This window comes from Lachnoclostridium sp. An118, assembly GCF_002160985.1.
Classification (GTDB): Bacteria; Bacillota; Clostridia; order Lachnospirales; family Lachnospiraceae; genus Claveliimonas; species Claveliimonas stercoravium.
The window spans coordinates 12,305-36,280 of the sequence record NZ_NFLQ01000018.1 but is presented as its reverse complement, the minus strand read 5'-3'; the positions used below and the strand labels follow the sequence as shown (position 1 = coordinate 36,280).

Genomic DNA, 23,976 nt, shown 5'->3' with positions numbered 1-23,976 from the left:
AACAGGACTGCTTATCGGAGTTTTCCTTTTAGACTTGTCATGGCATGGAATTGTGCTATAATGACCTGGGCTGGTATGCCCGCATGAGAATGACGAGTATGAGAGGAAGAGCAAAATGAGTGTGCAGGATAACATTGTCTTTATACTGGAGATCATCGGCACGGTGGCCTTTGCGGTCTCCGGGGCGCTGGTGGGCATCCGCAGATCCATGGATATATTTGGCGTGTGCGTGCTGGGAGTGGTCACCGCCGTCGGCGGGGGAGCCATCCGGGACGTGGCGGTGGGGATCATCCCACCCAATGTGTTCCGGGACCCGGTCTATGCGACGGTGGCCGTCCTTGTGTCCTGCCTTGTCTTCGGGATCATGTATTTTCGCAGCTTCCGGTCCACCGGCAGACTTGGAAGGCTGTACGACGGGGCCATGCTCCTGATGGACGCGGTGGGGCTGGGGATCTTTACCGTGGTGGGGGTCAACGCGGGCATCCAGCAGGGATATGGGGGCAATGCGTTCCTCCTTATTTTTACCGGCACAGTGACCGGCGTGGGCGGAGGACTCCTCAGAGATATCATGGCAGGGGTCCCGCCTTACATATTTGTCCGCCACATCTATGCCTGCGCTTCTATAGCAGGGGCTGTGGCCTGTACGCTCCTCTACAGGATGACCGGGATCACGGCGGCCATGTTCGCCGGGGCGGGGCTTGTCCTGGTGATACGGTGCCTGGCCTCCCACTACCGGTGGAACCTTCCGAGGATCAGGATGGAGGAAGAGCTGCGCTCATATATGGGGCGGTGACAAAACAGAGAGCCGAAAATCCTTGCAAATGACCTTCGGCAGGTCTATAATGACAAGTGATCAGATACAGTTGAATAAGCGTGTCACGGGGAGCTGGCCGTTAGCCGGCTGAGAGGAGGCTGTTATCGTCTCGACCCGCAACCTGATTTGGATAATGCCAACGTAGGGATGTGTATTCGTGTGTGAAATGGAGATGCCCTCGTGCATCTCTTTTTTGTTCCACTGGATCTGACGACATAGAGAAAGGAGCTGTGTATTGATGAAACAAAATACAGCAACGAAGAAGCTGGTGCTGGCGGGAGTCCTCACAGCCCTGGCTGTGGTGGGGAGTCTGATCAGTTTTCCCATAGCGGGCAGCAAATGCGCTCCGGTACAGCACATGGTCAACATCCTGGCCGCGGTCGCGCTGGGGCCCGGATGGGGCGTGGGGATCGCATTTACGGCGAGCCTTCTGCGCAATATCCTGGGGATCGGGAGCCTTCTGGCATTTCCCGGCAGCATGGTGGGAGCCCTCTGCTGCGGACTGGTCTATGCGGGATGCAGGAAGCTGGCCCCGACCTGTGTGGCAGAGGCCTTTGGGACAGGCATCCTGGGCGGACTTTGCGCCTACCCGGCAGCCAAACTCCTGATGGGGATGGAGCCTGCGGGACTTTTCGTGTACGTTGTCCCGTTCCTCGTGTCCACTGTGGCGGGGAGCATACTGGCCTTTATCCTGATCACAGTGCTGGAGAGAGGCGGAGTCATGAGCCAGCTGCGGGCAGCAGGGTAAATGTGTTTATCGGAGGGCGTGCCCTCTGAAAAAGCGGCAGATCGGGGACACCACCTTCTGCCGCTATAGAAAAATCTGGTTGTACTGCAAAGGAGGAAATACAGCCATGATGATCACCGCGTTATGCAGAGGTGAAGGCGTCGGCATCCGGACAGGGAGAAGGGGATTTCGCGTTCCTTTGTCCTGCGTTTTCCATAGCCGGCGTCGGAAAGAACAGGACAAATAATAATGGAGGTAGGACAAATGGAAGCTTACACAACACAGATGGATGCAGCCCGCAAGGGCATTGTGACACCCCAGATAAAGAGGGTGGCGGAGAAGGAGAAGATGCCGGTAGAAAAGCTCATGCAGCTGGTGGCGGAAGGAAAGGTGGCGATCTGCGCCAACAAGCGGCACACCTGCCTGGACCCGGAGGGCGTGGGCAGCATGCTCCGCACAAAGATCAATGTAAACCTGGGCGTGTCCAGGGACTGCAAGGACTATGACATTGAGATGCAGAAGGTGATGAGCGCTGTCCATCTGGGAGCGGAGGCCATCATGGACCTCTCCAGCCACGGAAACACGCAGCCTTTCCGGCAGAAGCTGACAAGCGAGTGCCCGGTCATGATCGGGACGGTGCCCGTATATGACAGTGTGATCCACTATCAGAGAGACCTGGCCACTCTGACGGCAAAGGATTTTATTGATGTGATCCGGCTCCACGCGGAGGACGGCGTGGATTTTGTGACGCTCCACTGCGGCATCACCCGCAAGACCATCGAGCAGATCCGGAAGCACAAGAGAAAAATGAACATCGTGAGCCGGGGTGGGAGCCTGGTGTTTGCCTGGATGAGCATGACGGGGGAGGAGAACCCGTTTTACGAGTACTTTGACGAGATTTTGGATATCTGCGAGGAGTACGATGTGACCATCTCCCTGGGAGACGCCTGTCGTCCCGGCTGTCTGGCCGACGCCACAGACGTGTGCCAGATCGAGGAGCTGGTCCGTTTAGGAGAGCTGACCAAGCGGGCCTGGGACCACAATGTCCAGGTCATGGTAGAGGGACCGGGACATGTGCCTCTTGACCAGGTGGCCGCCAACATGGAGGTGCAGAAAAGCATCTGTATGGGGGCTCCCTTCTATGTACTCGGACCTCTTGTCACAGATATCGCACCGGGCTACGACCACATCACGGCAGCCATCGGCGGCGCAGTGGCAGCCATGAGCGGCGCTGCCTTCCTGTGCTATGTGACGCCGGCAGAGCATCTGGCCCTGCCCAATGTGGAGGATGTGAAGCAGGGCATCATCGCCTCCAAGATCGCGGCTCACGCGGCGGACATCGCCAAAGGCGTTCCGGGGGCGAGAGATATTGACGACCGCATGGCCGAGGCGAGGCAGAAGCTGGACTGGGATGCGCAGTTTGAGTGTGCCCTTGACCCGGAGACGGCAAAAGCGATCCGGGACAGCAGGAGCCCGGAGGATGACCACAGCGACACCTGCAGCATGTGCGGTAAATTCTGCGCGGTGCGCAGCATGAACAAAGCCCTGGCAGGGGAGTACATTGATATCCTCTAAGACGGCGGAGGCGGAAACAGCTACAGAAAACGGAATACAGAAGCGCAGAAGGCGGGCCTTCTGTGCCGGGAGTGCCGAGAAAGGCACACCGGCGCAGGGCCCGCCTTTTCTTATCCTGCCTCTCGCCTTTGTGCCAGCTCTTCCAGGGAGCCGAAGGAGTAGCCCATGTCCTCCCATTTTTCCAGAAGCTCATCCATGATCTCCCCGTTGGTGGAGGAGGTGCTGTGGAGGAGGACGATGGCGCCCGGGTGGATGCGGCCAAGCAGTTTGTCAAAGGCCTCCTCCTTTGAGGGCTGGTCGTCCTGGTACCAGTCCACGTAGGCGAGGCTCCAGAAGAAGGTGTGGTAGCCAAGCTCCTTGGCCATCTTCAGATTTTCCACATTGTACTTCCCCTGGGGCGGGCGGTAAAATCTTGTCATCTCCTTTCCTGTGATCTCTTTATAGGATGCTTCCACGCCCTCCAGCTCTTCCCGGAAGGCTTCCAGAGTGGCGATCCGGGACATATCGGGGTGGGTGGAGGTGTGGTTGCCTACAATGTGTCCTTCCTCCTCCATCCGGCGGATCAGGTCCGGGTTTTCGGAGATAAAATTACCCACTACAAAAAAGGCGGCGGGGGCCTCGTGCTTTTTCAGTGCATCCAGGATGGGTGCGGTGTTGCCGTTCTCATAGCCTGCGTCAAAGGTCAGGTAGATCCGCTTTTTATCTGTGTCTCCCAGATAGAAGGCATCGTACTGCGCCAGCTCCTGGGAGGTGGCGTTTCCCACAGGTGGCTGGCCCTCCTCCTGGAAGCCAAGGCCCCAGTTTCCCTCAGCGGAGGACTGGATCTGGCCGGAGTGGGAGGCGGCGACAGAGGAGGTCACCTGGGCGGCGGCGCGGCCGAGGAGAAAGGCGGCGGCCAGGAGAAGTGTGACCCGGAGGCAGGGGAATAGTTTTATTTTGCGGGACATAGGGCTGTATCCTTGCTCTTGCAGTTGTCTCTTCATTATATGAGAGAAGCGTGCGGGGTATGACGGGGAGGTTTACAGGAAGAGGGACTGAGAAAGTGGGCTTACCTTTGTCCTGGTGCTTGACTTTTGTATAGCGCAGAGATAAAATAATTACAGTAGTACTGTAATTATTTTGTGAAGAATGAAAATACAATGGAATTTGAGGGAGAGATATGGAGAGTGTCAGCAGTAAAATACGGAAGATCCGCAGAGAAAACAATATCACACTGAAGGAGCTGAGCGAGAGGACAGAGCTGTCCGTGAGCTTTCTGTCCCAGTTTGAGCGGGGCGTCTCCTCCATCACGCTGGTGTCCCTCAAGAAGATTGCGGAGGCCCTGCACATCACCATGCGGGACCTGTTTGACGATGAGCCGGAGAGCTATGGCAGCTTTGTCCACCGGGAGAGCGACGGGACCGGGATCATGGGCCTGGAGAAGAAGTATGCGGGGTATGAGCGCCTGAGCGGAAGATTTGAGGGGAGGAGGCTGGAGAGTCTTCTGCTCCGGATGGAGCCTTTGAGAAGCGATTTTGAGCCCTGCACCCACGAGGGGGAGGAGTTTATCTATATACTGGAGGGAACGGCAAAATTTACAGTGGAGGGGAAGGAGTATGTGGTGACAGAGGGAGAGTCCATCCACTATCCATCCACTCTTCTGCACAGCATCGTGAACATAGAGGACCGGGAACTGGTCTTTTTATGTATAGTAACACCGACTATATTTTAGCCTGCGGCTTTACGTATAGCCGGAAAACACAGCCAGAAAGAAAGGTGGGATTACATTGCGAGTTGCGACAGACATTGGCGGTACATTTACGGACCTGGTCGCTGTGGATGACCAGGGCAAGACGATCCTGACGAAGAGTCACACCACGCCGCCGAATTTTGAGGAGGGCGTTATCCGGGTGATTGAAAAGAGCGGGGTCCGTCCGGAGGAGATCGAGGATTTCATCCACGGGACAACGACCATCATCAACGCCCTGACAGAGCGCAAGGGGGCAAAGACAGGCCTTATCACCACAAAGGGATTCCGGGATGTGCTGGAGATCGCCAGGTGCAACAGACCGGACCTTTTTAACATGGTCTTTGCCAAGCCGAGGCCCTTTATCCCCCGGTATCTGCGCCGGGAGGTGTCGGAGAGAGTCAGCTATGACGGGAAGGTCGTGACGCCCCTTGCGGAGGAGGACATCAGGGCAGCAGTAGAGTATTTTAAGAAGGAGCAGGTGGAGGCCATCGCGGTGTGCTATATCAACTCCTACGCAAATGACGAGCACGAGAAGCGCACGGTGGAGCTGGTCCGCAGGCTGTGGCCGGAGGTTTTCGTCACCTCCTCCATCGAAGTGACGAAGGAGTGGAGAGAGTATGAGCGCACCTCCACGGTGGCGCTGAACTCCTATGTCATGCCCGTGGCATCCTCTTACATAGACAACCTGGACCGGCGCCTGAAGGAGGCAGGGTGCGATGCCAAGGAATATATCATGCAGTCCAACGGAGGCACCACCACCTTTGAGCAGGCGAAGCAGACTCCCATCAACATGGTGGAGTCCGGACCGGTGGCGGGCGTGTACGGCTCTGCCATCCTGGGGAAAATGATCGGGGAGAACAACATCATCGCCTTTGACGTGGGCGGCACCACGGCGAAATGCTCCCTCATCGACAACGGGGAGGTGAAGGTGACCACAGAGTACCGCATCGAGCGCACGGAGAGCTATGCGGGCTATCCCATCATGGCCCCGGTGGTGGACATCGTGGAGATCGGAAACGGCGGAGGCTCCATCGCCTGGATCGACGAAGCCGGCTCCCTGAAGGTGGGACCTCAGTCGGCGGGGGCGGTTCCCGGGCCGGTGGCCTACGGTATCGGCGGCACAGAGCCTACCACCACAGACGCCTGCCTGGTGACAGGGCGGCTGTCCGCGGAGAATTTTGACAACCAGGTGGATATGGACGCCGTGCGGGGAGCCATCCAGGAAAAGGTGGGAGACGCCTTCGGGATGGACACGGACGAGGCGGCCATGAGCATCCTCCGGGTGGCGGAGGCCAATATGTACAATGCCCTGAAGCTGATCTCCGTGCGCAGGGGCTATGACCCGAGAGACTTTACCATGGTGGCCTTTGGAGGCGGCGGCCCCATGCACTGCGCCCGACTGGCGAAGGAGCTGAACATCCGCAAGGTCATCGTGCCCATCGCGGCGCCTGTATTTTCTGCCTGGGGCATGCTGATGACAGATGTGCGCCACGACTATATCCAGACCAACATCCGCAGGATGAACGAGGTCACTGCCGAAGAGCTGAACGGCATGTGGACCGGCCTTCTCTCCCAGGCCCGGGAGCAGTTTGAAAAAGAAAATATCCCGGAGGAAAATATTGTCTGCAATTATATCGCGGACATGCGGTACATGGGACAGGAGCATACGGTGAAGGTCAATGTTCCGCCCATCCCCTGGAGCGAGGAGACAAAGGAGGAGATCATCCGGAGATTTCACGATACCCATGAACATTTCTATACCTTCCGGCTTCCGGACACGCCCACGGAGATCGTAAACCTGCATCTTGTGGCGTACGGGCGGCTGACAAAGCCGGAGCTGGCTCACATCCCGCCCCAGGAGGGCCCGGTGGAGACCGCCAGGAAGGAGACGAGGCGAGTCTATTTTGAGGAGGAGGGCTGGATCGATACGCCGGTCTACCTGCGGGAGAAGCTGGGCAGCGGCGCAAGCCTTGACGGGCCTGTCATCGTGGAGGAAGCGGCAGCCTCCACAGTGGCGGCGAAGGGACAGCGCGTCACTGTGGATGTCTACGGAAATCTGATCATCGAAACGGAGGTGCAGGAGTAATGGCGGAAGTAAAAGTAAGTCCGGTCACACTGGACATTGTAAAGGACTCTCTGATCGCAGTCAGCAATGAGGTGTTCTACGCATTTGCCCGGACATCCATGAGCCCCATCATCTACGAGACTCTGGACTATGCCAGCGGCATTGCGGATGTGAACGGGAAGCTGCTGACCCAGGGCAACGGCGCCTGCGGCTTTATCGGCCTGATAGCGCCCATGATCCAGGAAATCATAGAAAAATACGGGAAGGAAAACCTCCACCCGGGAGATGTGTACCTGATCAACGACCCGTACATGGGAGGCGGCACCCACCTCTCCGACATCGGCATGGTGATGCCGGTCTTTTACAGGGAGGAGCTGATCGCGTTTATCGGAAACAAGGCCCACTGGTCTGATGTGGGCGGCATGGCGGCGGGCTCTTTCACCACGGACTCCTCGGACGCCTTCCAGGAGGGACTCAGGTTCTCGGGCGTAAAGCTGCTGGACAGGGGAGAGATATGCCAGCCTCTTCTTGAGACCATCAAGAGCAACGTGCGCTTCCCGGAGACCTCCGAGGGAGACATGTGGGGACAGATCGCGTCCCTTAGGACCGGCTACCGGAGGATAGGTGAGCTCTGCGACAAATATACGGTGGAGGTGGTAAAGGAGTCCATGAAGCGGCTCCTGGACCAGGGGGAGAAGATTGCCCGCAACCGCATCAAAGAGCTTCCAAAGGGGACCTGGGAGATGGAAGAGTACATGGATGACGACGGCTACGGGAACCTGGTGAAGGTAAAGGTGAAGATCACCATCACGGATGACGAATTTATCGCGGATTTCACCGGCAGCAGCCCCCAGGTGGCCAGCCCCATCAACACGGGCTACAGCTCCCTGTGTGCCGGAGTGAAGGTGATCTACATGTCCATCCTCGGGCCGGAGCTGGCTGTCAACGACGGCGTGTTCGAGCCCATGCGGATCTTTGCGGAGGACGGCTCTGTGCTGAAATGTCATGCGCCGGCGCCCACATCCTGCTATTTTGAGAGCATGATCTACTCCTCGGACGTAGTGTGGCGGGCTCTGGCCCCGGTCTTCCCGGAGATGCTGGGCGCAGGCCATATGCTCTCCGTCTGCTCTGTGGTCCTGGCAGGGACAAAGCAGGGGAGCGGCGAGCCCTTCCTCATCGTGGAGCCCACCGGCGGCGGCTGGGGAGCAAGCGACGGAAAGGACGGAGAAGTGGGACAGTTCTGCGTGGGTGACGGAGAGACCTACAATGTGCCTGTGGAGATGGCGGAGAACCGGTACGGGATCATGGTGGATGAGTACAGCCTCCACACAGACGGGACCGGAGCCGGCAAATACCGCGGCGGAAGCGGAGCGGTCCGCTCCTACCGGGCCATGACAGACGGACAGCTCTTCACCGCCTCCTTTGGCCGCAACAAATTCCCGGCCTGGGGAGCGGCAGGCGGAAAAGACGGCTCCTACAATTATTTTGAGTTCCATGATGCGGACGGCAAGGTGGAGGGCCCCATGGGGATCACCGCAAGGCGCGTCATGAATAAGGGGGACGTGGTGCGCATGGTGACCTGCACAGGAGGCGGCTACGGCAATCCCCTGGAGAGGGAGCCTGAGAGCGTGGCCTGGGATGTGAAGAATGAATATATTTCCCTGGAGCAGGCCAGGGAGGACTACGGTGTCATTGTGGACCCGGAGACCTTTGAGGTCACAGGCTTCACAGAGAAGAGAAGACAGGAGGCGGGCTTATGATCGTCAGGAAAAATCAGGAGGTGCCCGTCAGAGTGCGGGAAGACCATGTGGAGATGACAGATTTCTTCGGGGCCGACTGCCCCACTGACGGACGGGTGTCCATGGGATACGCCGTGTTCCCGCCGGGGACGGTGGTGCCTTTTGCCGCCCACACAGGGGACGAGTACTCCTATATCATATCCGGGAAAGTCAAGTGTGAGAGCTGCGGCAAGATCAGGGAGCTGGGACCGGGGGACGCGTCCTACATCCCCGCCGGGGAGCTGCACAAGAGCATGAACGACTCGGAGGAGGACGCCACATTGGTGTGGATGCTGATCGAAAAGGAAAGCTAAGTCTTTCAGTGAGAAAAAGGCCGGAAGCGCTTGTGAATGAGCGTTTCCGGCCTTTCCTGGAGCAGGGGATGAGAGAATCGAACTCCCGCTAAGAGTTTTGGAGACTCCTGTCATACCATTTGACCAATCCCCTGTACATGCTTCCGACTTAAATCGGTCACTAGATATTTATATCATATCCAGTTGTATCTTGTCAATTAGAAATTTAAAAAATATCTCAATAAAATCAGTATAAAAGCAAACACTTCTCCGGAGGCTACACGTCTATCTCCGTGGCACTGGCCATGTGTATCTGGGAATAGAAGATGACCATGTCCTGCTCCCTGAGGATCATATTCCCGTTGGGGATCAGGGTGCGGCCTTTTCTCTTTACAAGGACGATGATGGATTTTCTGGAGATGTCCAGCTCCTGGATGCGCTGGCCGATCCAGGGATGGTTCTTCTGGAGCACCATCTCCTTGAGCTGGATGCGCTCACCCTCGTTGTTGTGGAAGGACTCGGCGCCCAGCACCATGTCGTCTCCGGGCTTCAGCATCATGCTCCCTCTGGGGACGATGATCTTGTGCTCCCTCTGTATGGCAGCCACGATGACGCGGGCTGGCAGATGGAGCTGGGAGATGGTCTTTCCGGCCCACTTGTCCTGCTCTGTCAGATGGATCTGGATAAAATGGATGGCAGCCTCCTGCCCGTACTCGCTCATCCGCTTGATGCGGGAATACTGGTCTACGAACCCGGCGGAGATGATACCCGTGGGGATGGCCACAATGCCCACACCCAGGAAGGCGATGAAGATGCCAAACATTTTTCCCAGTACCGTGATGGGATAAATGTCGCCGTAGCCCACGGTGAGAAGGGTGGACGCAGCCCACCAGATCCCGGAGAAGGCGTTGGAGAAGACCTCTGGCTGGGCTTCATGCTCCAGACTGTACATGCACAGGCTGGAGGCGAACATCAGCATGAGGATGATGAAGACCGAGGAAAAAAGCTGCTGTTTTTTGCTTACAATGACTTCTGTGATCACATTCAGGGAGTCATAGTAGGAGTTGATGCGGAACAGCCGGAAGATCCGGATGATACGGAACATACGGAAGGCAATGGCCCCTGCCGGGAAAAAGAAGGGGAGATACTGGGGAAGGAAGGACAAAAGGTCTACGATGCCGGTAAAGGAGGTCGCATATTTCAGGACAGCCCTGGGCTGGCTGTCAGCCGGATACAAGTATTTTGCCGTCCAGATCCTCAGGATGTAGTCCAGCAGGAACATGGCTACAGTGGCCTGCTCTATGAGCATCAGGACGCCGCCGAAGACTGTCCGGTACTCGTCGAAGGTGTAGACCATGCTGGCTGCTAGATTGAGGATGATGCAGAAGGCATTGAAGAAATCATAGGCGCGGCTGACATAGTCGTATTCTGTCCCCACCTCTATGATCTCAAAAATCCTTTTTCGCCGCTTCTCCCATGTATCCTGCATACAGAAGGCCCTCCCCGCATTAAGCTCTCACAGATATTGTACAATAGATTCCCGATATTGCAAATCAAAAAGTTCCGGGCAGAGGGAGCTTTTTCTTGCCCTTTGGGGACGGCGGAAATATAATGGTGATGTCGGCGCTGTAAAGCCGGCTGCAGGATCTTAATGACAAGGAGAATGAAGTTATGAGTGCGGAAAAGATCATGGTAGTGGAGGATGACCTGACGCTGAGCGCAGGTCTTTGTTTTGAACTGGATATGAACGGCTATCTCACCGTGGCCGCCTACAATATAAAGAAAGCCCGGCAGCTTGCCGGGGAGGACACTTTTGACCTGGTCATACTGGATGTCAATCTGCCCGATGGCAGCGGGTTTGACCTGTGCCGGGAGCTGAAGGAGAGGGAGTCCGGCCTTCCTGTCATCTTCCTCACCGCCAATGACCTGGAGGAGGACGTGGTGGCAGGCTTTGATCTGGGAGCGGACGACTATGTGACAAAGCCCTTCAGCATGAAGATACTCCTCAAGAGAGTGGAGGCTGCCCTGCGGCATGCCGGCGGCAGGGAGCCTGCCCCGAAGGACCGGTGGGAGGATGGCTTTCTGTGCCTGGATTTTGCCTCTCTGACAGCCAGGAGGGGAGAGGAGCAGATTGCCATCACCCCCAACGAGTACAAGCTGCTGCGGACGCTGACAGAGAACGGGGGAAATGTGCTCACCAGGCAGACTCTCCTGGGAAAGCTGTGGGACAGTGAGGGGAATTTTATCGACGACCACACGCTGACCGTCACCATGAACCGACTGCGGGCCAAGATCGAGGACGGGGAGCACACCTATATCAAGACAGTCCGGGGCATGGGCTACATATGGACAGGGGGAAGATAGATGAGAGAGAAGAGGAGAAGGCTCCAGGAGGCGCTTCTGTTTCTTGGAGCGGCTGTTTTATTCGGAGCCATGGTATGGCTTTTGTGGGCGTATGTCCCCCGCCGGGAGGTGAGGTACGGGCTCCTTGGGATATGTGCGGGCCTTTTTCTCCTGGCGGCTCTGTGGCGGGCCTGGGTGCGGCGGCAGGTGGCGGATTTTGCCGACTCCCTCTGCGACATCCTGGACAGCCTCATCGCCGGGGAGCCGGACAGGTGGCCCCAGATTTACGAGGACAGCCTGACAGCAAAGGTGCAGGGGAAGCTCCTGCAGTTTTATGATATTGCAAGGGAGGCCAGAAGGGAGAGCCAGAGGGACAAGCAGACTATCCAGGAGCTGGTCAGCGACATCTCTCATCAGGTCAAGACGCCTAGTGGCTGTGCTGGCCATCCTCATGACCACGCTCATGTTCACCACTCTGTTCACGCTGGCCCAGAGCATGAGCAAAAACATGGTGGAGATGACCTTCCGCCAGACCGGCTACGACGCCCAGGCCTCTTTTAAGAGTATTACGGAGGAGGAAGCGGCTCTCATCGACGCTCATCCGGACGTGAAGGAGGTGGGCGAGAGCATTGTACTGGGAGTGGCGGAAAACAGAGAGCTGCAGGGTCATCAGACCGAGATCCGCTGGGCGGACGATCCCTACGCCTCCCACTCCTTTGCCTGGCCTGACACCGGCCGGATGCCGGAGGCGGCAGGCGAGCTGGCGGTGGACACCACAGTGCTGGATCACTTAGGAGTTCCCCACGAGCTGGGGCAGCAGGTGACGCTTGAGTGGCGGCCGGATCTGAACAGCCAGGAGACCACAGCCTCCACCTTCACCCTCTGCGGCTTCTGGGAGGGGAATGCCTCCAGCTACGCCAGCATGGCCTGGGTATCCAGATCTTTTGCAGACCAGATGACAGGAGGCGCCGACGGCCCTGCGGAGGGGCAGGTCCTTGGCACCCATATGGCCCAGGTGAGTCTATACAGTGACAGAGATATCGAGGAGACCATGGATGGCATCCTGGCAGACACAGACCTGATCGGGCTGGAGTACGGTGTGAACCTGGCCTACTCGCCGGAGATGGGGGCCACGGCCTTTTCGGAGAGCCTTCCTATGTACCTGGGGATGATCCTTGTCTTTGTGGCGGGGTATCTCATCATCTACAACATTTTCCAGATCAGCGTCACCGCGGATGTGCAGTTCTACGGCAAGCTGAAGACGCTGGGCATGACGAAAAGGCAGCTTCGCAGGCTGATCTACGGACAGGCTGACAGGCTCTGCCTCACCGGTATCCCCATCGGTCTGGTCCTGGGCTGGGGCCTTGGCTTTCTCCTTGTCCCCATCCTCCTTGGCATGATGGAGGGGGAGAGTGTGGTCTCGGTAAGCCCGGTGATATTCATCGGGTCGGCCCTCTTTGCCTGGGTTACGGTCCTGATCTCCTGCCTGCGCCCGGCCCGCCTTGCGGGGAAGGTGTCTCCTGTGGAGGCCCTGCGGGCCTGCGACGCGCCGGACAAGGCGAAGAAGACGGCAAAGAGGCGGGGGAGCGCCTCCCTCCACGAGATGGCCTGGGCCAACCTGGGGCGGAACAAAAAGCGGACGGCCCTGGTGGTCTGCTCCCTGTCCCTGGGGCTTGTGCTGCTGAGCTGCTTTTACGCCAAAAATGCGGCTTTTGACATGGAGAAATATCTCTCCGGCCTGACCATCGCCGACTTTGAACTCTCCGATGCCTCCAGCGAGGACTACACGGGAGGCTACGATCCCCAGGGCACCACGCTGGATCAGGAGCTTGTGAGCCAGGTGGAGCAGGCAGACGGGGTGGAGGAGACCGGCCACGCCTGGTCCCACCAGCTTATCTGGCAGATGGACGACGGGACAGCCGCTGATCTGGCCGCCTACTACAATGAAGACGTCCTGGCTGACTGGGCCAGCTACGATGCACAGGGAGCCCAGGACGCGGAGAACTCCATCAGAGAGAAGCGGGCCACAGTCACCCTCTTCGGGTTGGATGGGATCCCTCTGGAGGCGATGACAGATGAGGACCACATCCTGGCAGGCTCCTTTGACCCGGAGGCATTTGCCACGGGAGAGTACGTCCTGGCCGTATCCACCGCGTCCCTATCCAGAGAGGAGGCGGACCGCCAGGAGACGCTGCCCGCAGCCTCTGTCGGCCAGACCGTGGAGCTGGAGGGCAGGACCTACCAGGTGATGGCGGTGGTGCTGCCGGATGCCTCCGTCATGGACGGAGCCCTGGAGGAGGGGGAGGATACAGGCCTTGAGATGGAGTATGTCATCCCCTCTGACTCCTTCCGGGAGCTGTATCCGGACAATACCATGCGCAGGCTCTACGTCAATGTGGAGGAGGACCAGGTGGATGCCATGCAGGAGCTGCTGGACGGGTACACCGCCTCCGTGGACAGGACGCTTCCCGTCACCTCCCGCCAGACTATGGCGCAGCAGTACGAGGAGGAGACCAGGTCCTCCGCGGTCATGGGAAATGCCATCAGCGTCATCATCGCCCTGGTGGGCGTGCTGAATTTTGCCAACTCCATGATCACGGCCATCGTCTCCAGGAAGAGAGAGTTCGCCATGATACAGAGCGTGGGCATGACGAAGCGGCAGCTCCGACGGATGCTTGTGTATGAGGGACTGTACTATGCAGGACTGACCCTTCTTGCCTCCTGGATTGTGAGCGCCCTGGCGGTGGGCATCGGCGTGCGGGCCGTGACGGCGGCGGATGATTTTTCCACCTTCCGCTTTACGCTTCTGCCCCTGGGTGTGTGTACGCCGCTGCTCTTCATCCTGGCAGTCCTCATCCCCTGCCTGTGCTTCCTGAACCTGGAGAAGCAGAGTGTGGTGGAGAGACTGCGGATGGAGTAGAGATAACGGAACAGAAAAAGGAAAACAGGAAAAACCGTGCCGGAGGACAGGCCGTTTCTATGAAATGGCTCTGTCCTTCGGCTGATTTTGTTTTGAACTTCATATTTGGCTCGTGTTTTTGGATTTTGATTGACTTTTGTGCGCGGATATGTTAATCTTTGCTTACTTCTTTATGTGAAGGAAAATCTTTGGCCGGAGCAGTCTCTGGCAACATCTTATGAAGTCTTTTTTCGAGGAGTGTCTATCCATTTGTCTACCCCTCACAGCACTTGTTCACGCACAGGTTTGACGGGAGCAGTCTGATTTTCAGGTTTTTATTGTCAACTTGTGCATTGCCGTTTATAATGAAAGGAGAATGAGAATGGCGTTTCACAAAGCACTGAAGGACCTGAACCTGCTGGACCGCTTCCTGTTTGCGGAGGCTATGGAGGATCCCGTTATCATGCAGATGATCCTGGAGATCATCCTCGGGAGGGACATCCTCCTCAAATACCCGCCCCAGGCAGAGAAGGAAAAGAGGAGTTCTCCCCTCTTCCGCTTCATCCGCATGGACGTCTGGGCCATGGATACGGAGGAGACGATTTACGATGCGGAGGTGCAGAGGGAGGACACAAAAAACCTTCCCCGCCGCAGCCGTCTGTACCAGGGCATGATCGACACCAAGCTTCTGGAGCCGGGGGAGGTGGACTTTGACCGGATGAACGATGTGTACACGATCATGATCGCTCCCTTTGACCTGTTCGGGAAGGGACGGTACCGCTATACCTTCCGCATGAGGTGTGACGAGGAGCCGGAGATCGCCTTGGAGGACGGAGCGTGTCGGATTTTCCTGAACACCAGGGGGACGGACCCTGCGGGGGTGTCAGAGGAGCTGATCGAGCTGCTCCGGTACATAGAGCACACCACAGAGGAGGTCAGCAGCTCCTGCCGCAGCCAGAAAATACAGGAGCTGCAGCGCAGGATCGCCATGATCAAATCGAGCGAAGAGATTGGAGTGAAATATATGCAGGAGTGGGAAGAGAAGATCATCGAGAAAAGGCGGGCCCGTGAGGAGGGCCTGGCAGAGGGACGTGCAGAGGGACGTGCAGAGGGACGTGCAGAGGGACGTGCAGAGGGACGTGCAGAGGGCCTGGCAGAGGGACGCGCAGAGGGACGGGAATATCAGATGTTTCTGATGATTCGCAGGAAGATGATAAAGGGATGCAGCGCGGGGGAAACGGCGGATATCCTGGAGGAGGATCCGGAGCATGTCGGGAAAGTCTATGAATTTTTGAGGGACAGGACGGATCAGCCCGAGGAGGAAAGCTGGAAAGAGTGGATCCGGCTGAAAAAGCAAGGTAAATAGAGAAAGTACAGCGGAAAGAAAAAGTGGCGCGGAACCGATTTGTTTTTGATGGGTGGGTGTCACTTTTTTTCTGTCAAAAATCCCCAGTTGAAAATCTTCCCCTCTCCTGTTATAATCAAAATAAGAACATATGTTCGAGAAAATGACAGGAGGGGATTTCAGATGGAGAACACTGCTGGGAGCGTTCAGACCGGAAAACAAAAGACATATGTGTGTATAGACCTGAAGTCTTTCTACGCTTCCGTGGAGTGCCGGGAGAGAGGGCTGGACCCCATGACCACCAACCTGGTGGTGGCTGATCCGGAGAGGACTGACAAGACCATCTGTCTGGCTGTGTCCCCGGCCATGAAAGCGCTGGGGGTGCCGGGCAGATGCAGGGTGTTTGAGATCCCGGAGGGGATCAGCTATATCATGGCGCCGCCCCGGATGCAGCTCTATATTGACCGGTCGGCGCAGATATACAGTATCTATCTGAAATATATTTCAAAGGAGGACATCCACGTCTACAGCATTGATGAGGTGTTCATGGATGTGACCAGGTATCTTCACATGTATGGGATGAGCGGGAGAGAGCTCGGCATGAAGATCATGGAGGATGTGTACGACACCACAGGCATCACCGCTTCGGTGGGGATAGGGACCAACCTATATCTTGCCAAGATCGCCATGGATATCACGGCAAAGCACTCGGAGAGGCATATGGGGGAGCTGGACGAGGAGAGCTACAGGAGGCAGCTCTGGCGGCACAGGCCGCTGACGGACTTCTGGAGGATCGGAAGCGGGATACAGAGGCGGCTTGCTCAGTCCGGCCTGACGACCATGGAGGAGGTGGCCCACGCGGATGAGGGACTGCTGTACAGCCTGTTCGGCGTTGACGCGGAGCTCCTCATCGATCACGCCTGGGGAAGGGAGACCGCCACGATGGAAGATATCAAGGCCTACAGGCCCAGGTCCAGCTCTGTCTCCAACGGGCAGGTGCTGCCCCGGGATTACAGCTTTGAGGAGGGCAGGCTGGCGGCCAGGGAGATGGCGGACCTGCTCAGCCTGGAGCTGGTGGAGAAGGGGCTTGTAACAGACTCGGTCACTCTCCATGTAGGGTACAGCGGGAGGCTGGAGAAAAGGTCTGCCCACGGCACAGAGCCTATGACTCTGACGACCAGCTCCTCCCGCCAGCTCATGGCCTGCACGGCCCGGCTCTACGACAGGATCGTGGACCGCCGCACGCCGGTGAGAAGGCTCAGCGTCACATACAATCATGTGGTGGACGAGGCGTTAAGGCAGTACGACCTCTTTACAGACCCGGAAGAGCTGGACCGGGAGCTGCGGATGCAGAAGGCCCTCCTGGAGATCAAAGAGAAATACGGGAAAAATGCGGTGGTCAGGGGCATGGACCTGCAGGAGGGAGCCACGACCATGGAGAGGAACCGCCAGATTGGGGGCCACAGGAGCGGAGTGTAGAAAGGGGAGAGCGAAAATGGCGTACAGAAACGGGCGGGGCGGGATGTGCCCCCGGGACAGGGCAAAGCAGTTTATGCCCTTCGCGGCCCTGAAAGGATATGAGGAGGCGCTCAGGAGAAAGGAAAAGATCACAGTGCCCAAAGCGGAGCTCTCCGAGGAGCGGGGAGAGGAGCTGGACCGCACACTCAGGCAGGTCAGGAAAAATGATATGGTGACAGTCATCTACTTTTGCGATGGAGAGTATCTGAAGGTGACAGGGATGGTGTCCAGGATAGACGGGACGGCCCGGCTTCTGAAGGTGGTGGATACCAAAATCCCTTTTGAGGACCTGTATGACGTGAGGATCCAAAGTCCTGTCTGAAAGAGGGAAGGTCCTTCCGAATCCGGATTTGACAGATTTTTCAAAAGTCCTTAGAATAGGATACCGGAGCAGAAAATAGGAGGGATTTACTTGAAAAAGATCAACAGAAGCATCTGGTTCCGTGTGCTTTTCTATCTTCTGGGACTTCTTGTCCTGGCGCTGGGCCTTACGCTGAACACAAAGACCGGCCTGGGTGTATCGCCTATCATTTCCGTTGCATACAGTATCTCGGTCATCTCCGGACAGAATTTTGGAAATATGACGCTCGTCCTGTACAGCCTTTTTGTTGTCATCCAGATCTGCCTGCATCTTGTCCGCAGCCGGAGGACGTCCGGTGAGGAGGGAGCCGTCCTTGCCCATGCAAACAGGATAGACAGGAGGCTGACAGTGCTCATGGATCTGCTTCAGATACCGCTGAGCCTTGTGTTCACCAGATTCATGAACGTATTCTCGGCGGTGATCCCGGACCTGTACGGGGAGGGAAAGGACACGCCAGGACAGATGGCCCTGCGGGTCCTTATCCTCGTGGCTGCCATCGTGCTGACCGGGATCGGGGCGGCTATGTCACTGAACATGCGCATCATCCCCAACCCGGGAGACGGCATCGTGCAGGCCATAGCGGACTGTATCCGCAAAAGCGTGGGATTTACAAAGAACTGCTTTGGCCTGACCAACATCGCCATCACCACCACGGTGAGCCTTGGCTTCGCGGGGCAGCTGGTGGGGATCGGAATAGGGACGGTCCTGGCTATGGTCGGAGTAGGGAGGACCATCGCTGTGTTCAATCATTTTACATACGACAGGATGATGCGGCTTTCAGGGGTGGAGTAGAAAAACTCCCGGCAGATGCGGCGTTTTGCGCATCTGCCGGGAGTGTCCTTTTGTGAAAATGTTTACAGAGCGATTTTCCCGGTTGTCTCTCCGTTGATCACATAGTAGGCGGCCATCTCTTCAGGCTTGAGATATACGTTGATGGTCTTCATATCCTCGGCTTTTTTGCCCATGTCCTTTGTCCAGATATCCTTGATCCTTGCAAGGATATCATCGGTGCTGCACTCTGTTCCCAGATACTGGAGAAATATCTGTGTCTTCAGTTCGCTCTTCGGGGTCTCGGGCGCATCCTTTAAGACGCCGGCTCTTGTCTCGATAGCCTTGGTAGTGTCCTTTGTTGTGACAATGGATTTGGTCGCCTGAGCTGTATGTGATGCTCTGTTATTCTTTTTCATGACTGATTACCTCCTTCGATCACACATTGCATGTAAGCAGGCTGGTCTTTGATCTGCTACGGAATGTATTATAACTCTTTTTCCTGAAAAGGTCAAAATCACAGCGGCCGCTGTGCCTGCTGTCCGGACCCGGAGGACAGGCGCCGGCTGGTGTCCAGCAGGAACAGGAGGCAGACCAGGAAGGAGGCAGCCCCTGCCAGTACCGGGGACAGCCAGATACCGTCCAGCCCAAGGAACCGGGGCAGGACAGAGAGAAAGAGCACAGGGAACAGCAGGGTCTGCCCTGCGGCAGTCATAAGGGAGAAGACGGGCCGGTTCAGAGCGGTGAAGAAGGAGCCGGACAAAATGGCGCACCATGTAAACAGGTAGGACAGGGAGAAAAGACGCATGCCTCTGACGCTGATGCTGAGCAGCTCCGCATCCTCCTTTGCAAAGAGTCCGATCAGCGCTTCGCCGCCAAGCTGCATGAAGGCGAGCACCAAAAGAGCCAGCAGCAGCCCGGCAGCCTGGACCCTCCTCTCGATCGCCCAGATCCGCGCGGGACTTCCCGCCCCGTAATTGTAGCTGATAGCCGGCTGCAGGGCATCGCCCATACCAAAAAGCAATGCCTTTACCACACTGTCCACGTACATGATGATGCTGAAGGCTGCCACTGCCATAAATCCTCCGGCGGACAGGAGAGCAGCGTTGAAGATGATCATACACACAGAGCCTGAGATGTTGTTGAAAAACTCCGAGCTCCCGTTGGCGATGATATTCCCCAGCAGTCCGGGTCTGATCCACTGCCGCATGAAATGAAGGGGCAGCTTTCCGGCGAAGAACGGGAGAAAGCAGAGGATGTTCCCACACATCAGGCTGAGGCAGGAGGCCAGGGCGGCAGACTCGATCCCCCAGCCCAGGACGCCGATGAAGAGCCAGTCCAGCACAATGTTTGCCAGAGATATGCCCACGTTCATGGCCATGCTGTAGTGGACCTTCCCGCAGATGCGCAGATAATTGTCCACGGCAAAAAAGTGCATGATAAGGACAGAGAAGGCTGCATAGACCCGCATGTATTTTACTGCCAGGTCTGCCACTTCCCCGGAGGCTCCCAGCAGATGCACCAGCGGATAGGAAAACAGCCAGGCCAGCGTCCCCATGACCAGGGCAGAAATAAGGATCAGCAGGCAGGCGGTGGAAAAGATGCGCCCTGCCATCCTTTCATCTTTCTTTCCAAGCCAGATGGCAATCTGGACAGAGGAGCCCACGGCTACCATGTCTGAAAAAGCAAAGCTCATCATGATAAGAGGCATGACCAGGTTGATGGCGGCCAGAGCCTCCGCACCGATATAGTAGCCCACAAAGATCCCGTCGGCAATCGTGTACATGGAGACGACTGCCATGCTGATCATGTTGGGGATGGCGCAGCGGAAGAAGAGCCTGGTGGGCGGCATCCCTCCGAACATCCGGTTGTGCTCCCCGGTGCTGCCCGGAGGGGTGTCCTGCTGTGGATGGGTTGTGTTTTTTGTATTGTAGTTATCTGTATTCATAAATGCTTGTTCTCCTCAAAAAGGAATGGTAAACTATAGGGTAACACAATAGTCAAGAGAAAAAAGAAGGAAGGACCAGGGAGCATGAATACGGAACGGTTTTTTACAACAGGACAGTTTGCGGCATTGTGCGGCACCACAAAAGAGACCCTCTTCCATTACGACCGGATTGGCATACTGAAGCCCGCCTGTGTGGGGGACAATGGCTACCGGTATTACACGGCTGCCCAGTTCTATGACTTTGACCTGATCCAGACCATGAAATACACCGGCAGCTCCCTGGAGGATATACGGAAATGCTTTCGCAATTTTGACACTGCGTATTTCCTGGAGATGTTCAGGGAAAAGCAGCGCAGGATCAAAGAGGAGCAAAGGAAGCTGGAGGAGCTCTCAGGCTTTATGCAGGAGCTGGTGCAGATCACGGAGGAGGCTCTGGATGCCCGGTACGGCGTTCCCAGGATAGAGCGGGATGAAGACGAGTATTTGCTGGTCACGGACTTTGGATACAGAGAGTGGGACAGCACCGCCGCTCCGGCCCGGCTGCTGGGTGAGCATATCCGTAAATGCGAGGCTCACGGCATTCGCAATCATGCCTTTGTGGGCTCCATTATTTTGCATGAGACGCTGAAGAAGGGAGAGCTCAAAGAAAGCTTTCTCTTTACAAAGATACCGGAGAATATATGGACAGATGAGTGGCGGAGAAGAGAGGACGTCAGGAGAAAGCCGGCCGGGACTTTCGCGTCAGTCATGCACAAGGGAGCCTACAATTCCTTTGGGAAAAGTATTGAGAAGCTGCTGAAATTCACGGAGAGAGAAAGGCTGGAGATTGCAGGGGACTGTTATGTGTACGACATGATAAGCTACATCGCGGGGGCCGGGGAGGAGGACTATGTAGTGAAGATCAAGGTGCCGGTGAAAACCGTGTGATAACAAAAGAGGGCCATACCGCTGTAAAATCTGAAGAGCGGTATGGCCCTGTGTCAATTTTTCCCTTTATTATGTTTTTAAGGAAGCTTTTGGGCAGCACGGGCATTTTCAATCAGAGAAGCCAGCTGAATTCTGGAAGAATACCCGTTTGTGCGTTCATCGATGCGTCTGTTGGCAGCAGGATGATAAGCTTTCCCTTCTGCAGCTGCCTGGTGCCCTGCCTGAATGGCTTCTGTCAGTATTTCTCTGTCAGTGATCCTGTCGGATACAGGGATCTCGTTGATGAGGAGAAGCGGAGCGGCGATGGGCAGACTCCTGTCAAATGGTTCCAGAGGAAGAGGAGTGCCGGTAAAAACGTAACCGGTACAGGAACTGGTGTTGATCCCCTTTACGGAAACACCGTGCTCACGGAGCCAGGAAAAAGTTGCTGTCCTGTCCAGCATATCCTTTGGACCTGTTGAAATCAGGATGACAGGTATCCTTTCAAGTGCAGGAAGATCTGGGCAAAGCTCTTCCCCTTCTACATTGCCAATGCCGCCCATACCTGCAGTGACTGCCACAGGTATGTCCAGCTCACGGCACACAGCCATGGTGGCAGAGGCCGTGAAAGCTCCGGACAATCCCTGCGCTTTTGCGCTTTCCAGAGCAGTGCAGTCAATGCGTGCTATCTGTTCCGGATGTTCCCGCAGCTTCAGGTAATCCTCTATAGTGCCTGTCTTCACCGTGCCATTTTCAAGATAAGCAAGGTTTGCTTCCTTAAACGGCCATTGCTTTTTTATGTATTCATTGGACAGTGACGACAGACCGTGAGTTAAAAGAGCGGTTTCGATCAGATGTCTCATGGCCTATTTCCAACCGTCCATGTCTGCCACATTGTCCTGTGTCACCAGTGTCAGAGGAAGATACAGGGGCTCGTCATAGCTGCCGCCCTGTGCCAGATTCATAGCCATGGAGATGGCAGCTTTCGTGTAGATAGCGCTTGAATAGGTCATGGAGCCCATCATAGTACCATCCTCGATAGCAGCTTTCGCGTCAGAGGTGTAGTCCACGCCGTATACCAGTACGTCGCTGTTGCCCAGCTCTGTCAGGGCCTGTACGGCTGCAAGAGCAAGATTGTCATTGCAGGCAAAGATTGCCTTTACATCCGGGTTGGCAGTCATGATATCGCGGGTTGCCTCGTAGGCTGTATCTGTATCCCAGTTGCAGTCCTGGCTTGCTACGACCTCAATCCCCTCGTTCTGTGCAAATACATCCTCGGCGCCTTTTACACGTCCCTCGCTCTGTGCAGCGCCTGCGAGACCTTCCAGAATGGCTACCTGACCTTCGCCGTCAAGTCTTTCTACGATATCTTCCGCCACCATTTTTCCCTGATCCTCAAAATTGACAGTGATCTTGGCATCCAGATGCCCGCCTGCTTCTTCCAGAGCAGCTTCATCTACGCCAGGGCCAAGGTTGATAACCTTAATGTCCTTCTCATTGGCGGCCACGATGCCGGGAATCAGGTTGGTACCGTTGATGGGTGAGAGGATGATCACATCGAAATCCATGGATACCATAGTGTTAAGTGCATCCAGCTGCCCCTCGGCGTCATCTTCGGCAGAAGCCTCGTATACTTCTATGTCAAGATCTGCGTCCGCGGCAGCTTCTTCGTAGCGCGTCTTCATAGTAGCCCAGAATTCATTGGAAGTGGAGCTGATCAGAATACCAACTTTTTCACCGGCGCTTTTTTCCGGGACCTCTCCGAGCTGGCTGTCCATCTCGGCCTCCACATCTGCCAGCATCTGATCCACAACGCTGGAGGAAGTTTCTTCCGTTTCGGTGGTCTGTGCCTCATCTGTGTCCTCTGTGCTGCTGTTGCTGCCTGTGCCGGAGCATCCGACAAGCAGAGACATGGCCAGCACTGCTGCCAATAAGATACTAAGTAGTTTTTTCATTACTCATTCTCCTTTTCTTGTGTGTTTTGTCTTGTATTTTTAATCCTGATCCCTGATACGAGGACAGAGATCAGCAATAAAAATCCAGTGATCCACTGCTGGTAATCTGAGGAAATGCTCATAAGTGTAAGGCCGTTTCGGATGATACCCAGAATGATAACGGCCAGCATAGTGCCGCTGATGCAGGCCTTTCCACCTGTGATAGGTGTGCCACCCATCGCAACAGCAGTGATGGCATCCAGCTCCATATCCATACCTGCATTGGGCTCGGCAGAATTAAGTCTGGCCGTGATGATGACAGCCGTAATAGCCGCTGCAAGCCCCATGACAGCCTGTACGGAAATACGGTATCCGGCTGTGCCTATGCCGCATTTCCGGAGAGCCTCCGGATTACTCCCGAGAGTTTTGATATAGCTGCCCCATTTTGTGCAGTTCAGGATAACCGCGGCGGCCAGTGTCAGGATGACTGCTATCCATACAGAAATCTGGATCCCTGCCAGCCTGCCTGTGCCAATCGTCATAAAGGCCGCTCCAAATCGTGTGATAGGCCGTCCGCCCGTAATGATCAGTGAAATGCCGCGGAGCATACCGCTCATAGCCAGTGTGATGATAAAGAAACTGATTTTTGTGTAGTGGATGAGCAGACCGTTCAACGCACCGGCCGTCACTCCGGTCAGCAGTCCGGCCACCACAGACAGGGGAATTCCTGCCCCTGCGTGCAGCATCCAGGCGATGATGACACCTGCAAGTGATACAGTGGAACCAGCCGACAGATCCATGACGCCGGACGCCATGATAAAGGTCATCCCTACAGCCATGATAAGGCGATAGCCACAGGAGTCCGCAATATTGATCAGATTTGAAGGAGTAAGAAAATATTCGCTTTTTATGGTCAGAAAAGCACCTATTATAACAATTACGATCATAAGAAATAGCTGCTGGCTGTTTTTCT

22 protein-coding genes, 1 tRNA gene and 1 riboswitch are annotated in these 23,976 nt (G+C 56.1%); of the genes, 15 read left to right on the top strand and 8 right to left on the bottom strand.

What is annotated here, in order from left to right; genetic code table 11:
* The first annotated feature begins 115 nt into the window (after positions 1 to 115).
* From B5E62_RS13610 to thiC, 3 genes are all read left to right on the top strand, one after another.
* Complete coding sequence (locus B5E62_RS13610) at positions 116 to 793, top strand: trimeric intracellular cation channel family protein (RefSeq protein WP_087175082.1); 678 nt, start codon at positions 116 to 118, stop codon at positions 791 to 793.
* A gap of 76 nt (positions 794 to 869) precedes the next feature.
* A riboswitch (TPP riboswitch) is annotated at positions 870 to 979 on the top strand.
* A gap of 73 nt (positions 980 to 1,052) precedes the next feature.
* Positions 1,053 to 1,562 carry an energy coupling factor transporter S component ThiW gene (thiW, locus tag B5E62_RS13605; RefSeq protein ID WP_087175081.1) on the top strand — a complete coding sequence of 170 codons (510 nt, stop codon included), beginning with the start codon at positions 1,053 to 1,055 and terminating at the stop codon, positions 1,560 to 1,562.
* A 243-nt stretch (positions 1,563 to 1,805) separates the two neighbouring features.
* Complete coding sequence (thiC, locus tag B5E62_RS13600) at positions 1,806 to 3,116, top strand: phosphomethylpyrimidine synthase ThiC (RefSeq protein WP_087175080.1); 1,311 nt, start codon at positions 1,806 to 1,808, stop codon at positions 3,114 to 3,116.
* A gap of 110 nt (positions 3,117 to 3,226) precedes the next feature.
* Here the strand turns inward: thiC and B5E62_RS13595 are convergent, their stop codons facing one another.
* On the bottom strand, positions 3,227 to 4,063 hold the full coding sequence (locus B5E62_RS13595; protein WP_087175079.1) for a polysaccharide deacetylase family protein: 837 nt from the start codon (positions 4,061 to 4,063) through the stop codon (positions 3,227 to 3,229).
* Between the two features lie 212 nt (positions 4,064 to 4,275).
* Between B5E62_RS13595 and B5E62_RS13590 the strand changes: the two genes are divergently transcribed.
* The 4 genes from B5E62_RS13590 to B5E62_RS13575 are packed head-to-tail and all read left to right on the top strand — an operon-like array spanning position 4,276 to position 9,002.
* Complete coding sequence (locus tag B5E62_RS13590) at positions 4,276 to 4,827, top strand: helix-turn-helix domain-containing protein (protein WP_087175078.1); 552 nt, start codon at positions 4,276 to 4,278, stop codon at positions 4,825 to 4,827.
* A 55-nt stretch (positions 4,828 to 4,882) separates the two neighbouring features.
* Positions 4,883 to 6,931 (top strand): hydantoinase/oxoprolinase family protein, encoded by a 2,049-nt coding sequence (locus B5E62_RS13585; protein ID WP_087175077.1) that lies wholly within the window; start codon positions 4,883 to 4,885, stop codon positions 6,929 to 6,931.
* Positions 6,931 to 8,670, top strand: coding sequence for a hydantoinase B/oxoprolinase family protein (locus B5E62_RS13580; RefSeq protein ID WP_087175076.1), 1,740 nt, complete (start codon positions 6,931 to 6,933; stop codon positions 8,668 to 8,670). The genes B5E62_RS13585 and B5E62_RS13580 overlap by 1 nt, the downstream gene beginning before the upstream one ends.
* The gene (locus B5E62_RS13575; protein ID WP_087175075.1) at positions 8,667 to 9,002 is read left to right on the top strand and encodes a cupin domain-containing protein; all 336 of its coding nucleotides are present in this window, start codon (positions 8,667 to 8,669) and stop codon (positions 9,000 to 9,002) included. Before B5E62_RS13580 ends, B5E62_RS13575 begins: the two co-directional genes overlap by 4 nt.
* A gap of 62 nt (positions 9,003 to 9,064) precedes the next feature.
* Here the strand turns inward: B5E62_RS13575 and B5E62_RS13570 are convergent.
* Together B5E62_RS13570 and B5E62_RS13565 are read right to left on the bottom strand one after the other, a co-directional pair.
* Positions 9,065 to 9,135 (bottom strand) — tRNA-Trp (locus tag B5E62_RS13570).
* A gap of 123 nt (positions 9,136 to 9,258) precedes the next feature.
* Positions 9,259 to 10,470 (bottom strand): ion transporter, encoded by a 1,212-nt coding sequence (locus tag B5E62_RS13565; RefSeq protein WP_087175074.1) that lies wholly within the window; start codon positions 10,468 to 10,470, stop codon positions 9,259 to 9,261.
* Positions 10,471 to 10,652: 182 nt separating this feature from the next.
* Between B5E62_RS13565 and B5E62_RS13560 the strand changes: the two genes are divergently transcribed.
* The 7 genes from B5E62_RS13560 (at position 10,653) to B5E62_RS13530 (ending at position 18,239) form a co-directional block, all read left to right on the top strand.
* Positions 10,653 to 11,345, top strand: coding sequence for a response regulator transcription factor (locus tag B5E62_RS13560; protein ID WP_087175073.1), 693 nt, complete (start codon positions 10,653 to 10,655; stop codon positions 11,343 to 11,345).
* On the top strand, positions 11,346 to 11,885 hold the full coding sequence (locus B5E62_RS17315) for a hypothetical protein (RefSeq protein WP_242957936.1): 540 nt from the start codon (positions 11,346 to 11,348) through the stop codon (positions 11,883 to 11,885).
* The gene (locus B5E62_RS13550; protein WP_242957940.1) at positions 11,776 to 14,244 is read left to right on the top strand and encodes an ABC transporter permease; all 2,469 of its coding nucleotides are present in this window, start codon (positions 11,776 to 11,778) and stop codon (positions 14,242 to 14,244) included. The genes B5E62_RS17315 and B5E62_RS13550 overlap by 110 nt, the downstream gene beginning before the upstream one ends.
* Before the next feature lie 361 nt (positions 14,245 to 14,605).
* The gene (locus B5E62_RS13545; protein WP_206414323.1) at positions 14,606 to 15,589 is read left to right on the top strand and encodes an Rpn family recombination-promoting nuclease/putative transposase; all 984 of its coding nucleotides are present in this window, start codon (positions 14,606 to 14,608) and stop codon (positions 15,587 to 15,589) included.
* A 162-nt stretch (positions 15,590 to 15,751) separates the two neighbouring features.
* A complete protein-coding gene (locus tag B5E62_RS13540) occupies positions 15,752 to 17,047 on the top strand; it encodes a Y-family DNA polymerase (protein ID WP_087175069.1) in 1,296 nt (431 codons plus the stop codon).
* A gap of 16 nt (positions 17,048 to 17,063) precedes the next feature.
* A complete protein-coding gene (locus B5E62_RS13535) occupies positions 17,064 to 17,408 on the top strand; it encodes a YolD-like family protein (RefSeq protein WP_087175068.1) in 345 nt (114 codons plus the stop codon).
* A 90-nt stretch (positions 17,409 to 17,498) separates the two neighbouring features.
* Positions 17,499 to 18,239, top strand: a complete 741-nt coding sequence (locus B5E62_RS13530) for a DUF6198 family protein (RefSeq protein WP_330398135.1) — start codon at positions 17,499 to 17,501, stop codon at positions 18,237 to 18,239.
* Between the two features lie 62 nt (positions 18,240 to 18,301).
* Here B5E62_RS13530 and B5E62_RS13525 read toward each other — a convergent pair whose 3' ends face one another.
* Both B5E62_RS13525 and B5E62_RS13520 read right to left on the bottom strand, forming a co-directional pair.
* On the bottom strand, positions 18,302 to 18,634 hold the full coding sequence (locus B5E62_RS13525; RefSeq protein WP_087175067.1) for a DUF6465 family protein: 333 nt from the start codon (positions 18,632 to 18,634) through the stop codon (positions 18,302 to 18,304).
* Positions 18,635 to 18,732: 98 nt separating this feature from the next.
* Positions 18,733 to 20,163 (bottom strand): MATE family efflux transporter, encoded by a 1,431-nt coding sequence (locus B5E62_RS13520; RefSeq protein WP_087175066.1) that lies wholly within the window; start codon positions 20,161 to 20,163, stop codon positions 18,733 to 18,735.
* Between the two features lie 84 nt (positions 20,164 to 20,247).
* Between B5E62_RS13520 and B5E62_RS13515 the strand changes: the two genes are divergently transcribed.
* On the top strand, positions 20,248 to 21,090 hold the full coding sequence (locus B5E62_RS13515) for a MerR family transcriptional regulator (RefSeq protein WP_087175065.1): 843 nt from the start codon (positions 20,248 to 20,250) through the stop codon (positions 21,088 to 21,090).
* 77 nt (positions 21,091 to 21,167) lie between these two features.
* On the opposite strand, the gene B5E62_RS13510 is transcribed toward B5E62_RS13515, so the two are convergent.
* From B5E62_RS13510 to B5E62_RS13500, 3 genes are read right to left on the bottom strand one after another with little or no spacing between them, the layout of a single operon-like run.
* Complete coding sequence (locus B5E62_RS13510) at positions 21,168 to 21,932, bottom strand: pseudouridine-5'-phosphate glycosidase (RefSeq protein ID WP_087175064.1); 765 nt, start codon at positions 21,930 to 21,932, stop codon at positions 21,168 to 21,170.
* Between the two features lie 3 nt (positions 21,933 to 21,935).
* Complete coding sequence (locus tag B5E62_RS13505; protein WP_087175063.1) at positions 21,936 to 23,024, bottom strand: sugar ABC transporter substrate-binding protein; 1,089 nt, start codon at positions 23,022 to 23,024, stop codon at positions 21,936 to 21,938.
* Entirely contained in the window at positions 23,024 to 23,950 is a 927-nt protein-coding gene (locus B5E62_RS13500) for an ABC transporter permease (RefSeq protein ID WP_275532592.1), read from the bottom strand. The genes B5E62_RS13505 and B5E62_RS13500 overlap by 1 nt, the downstream gene beginning before the upstream one ends.
* Positions 23,951 to 23,976: the final 26 nt, after the last annotated feature.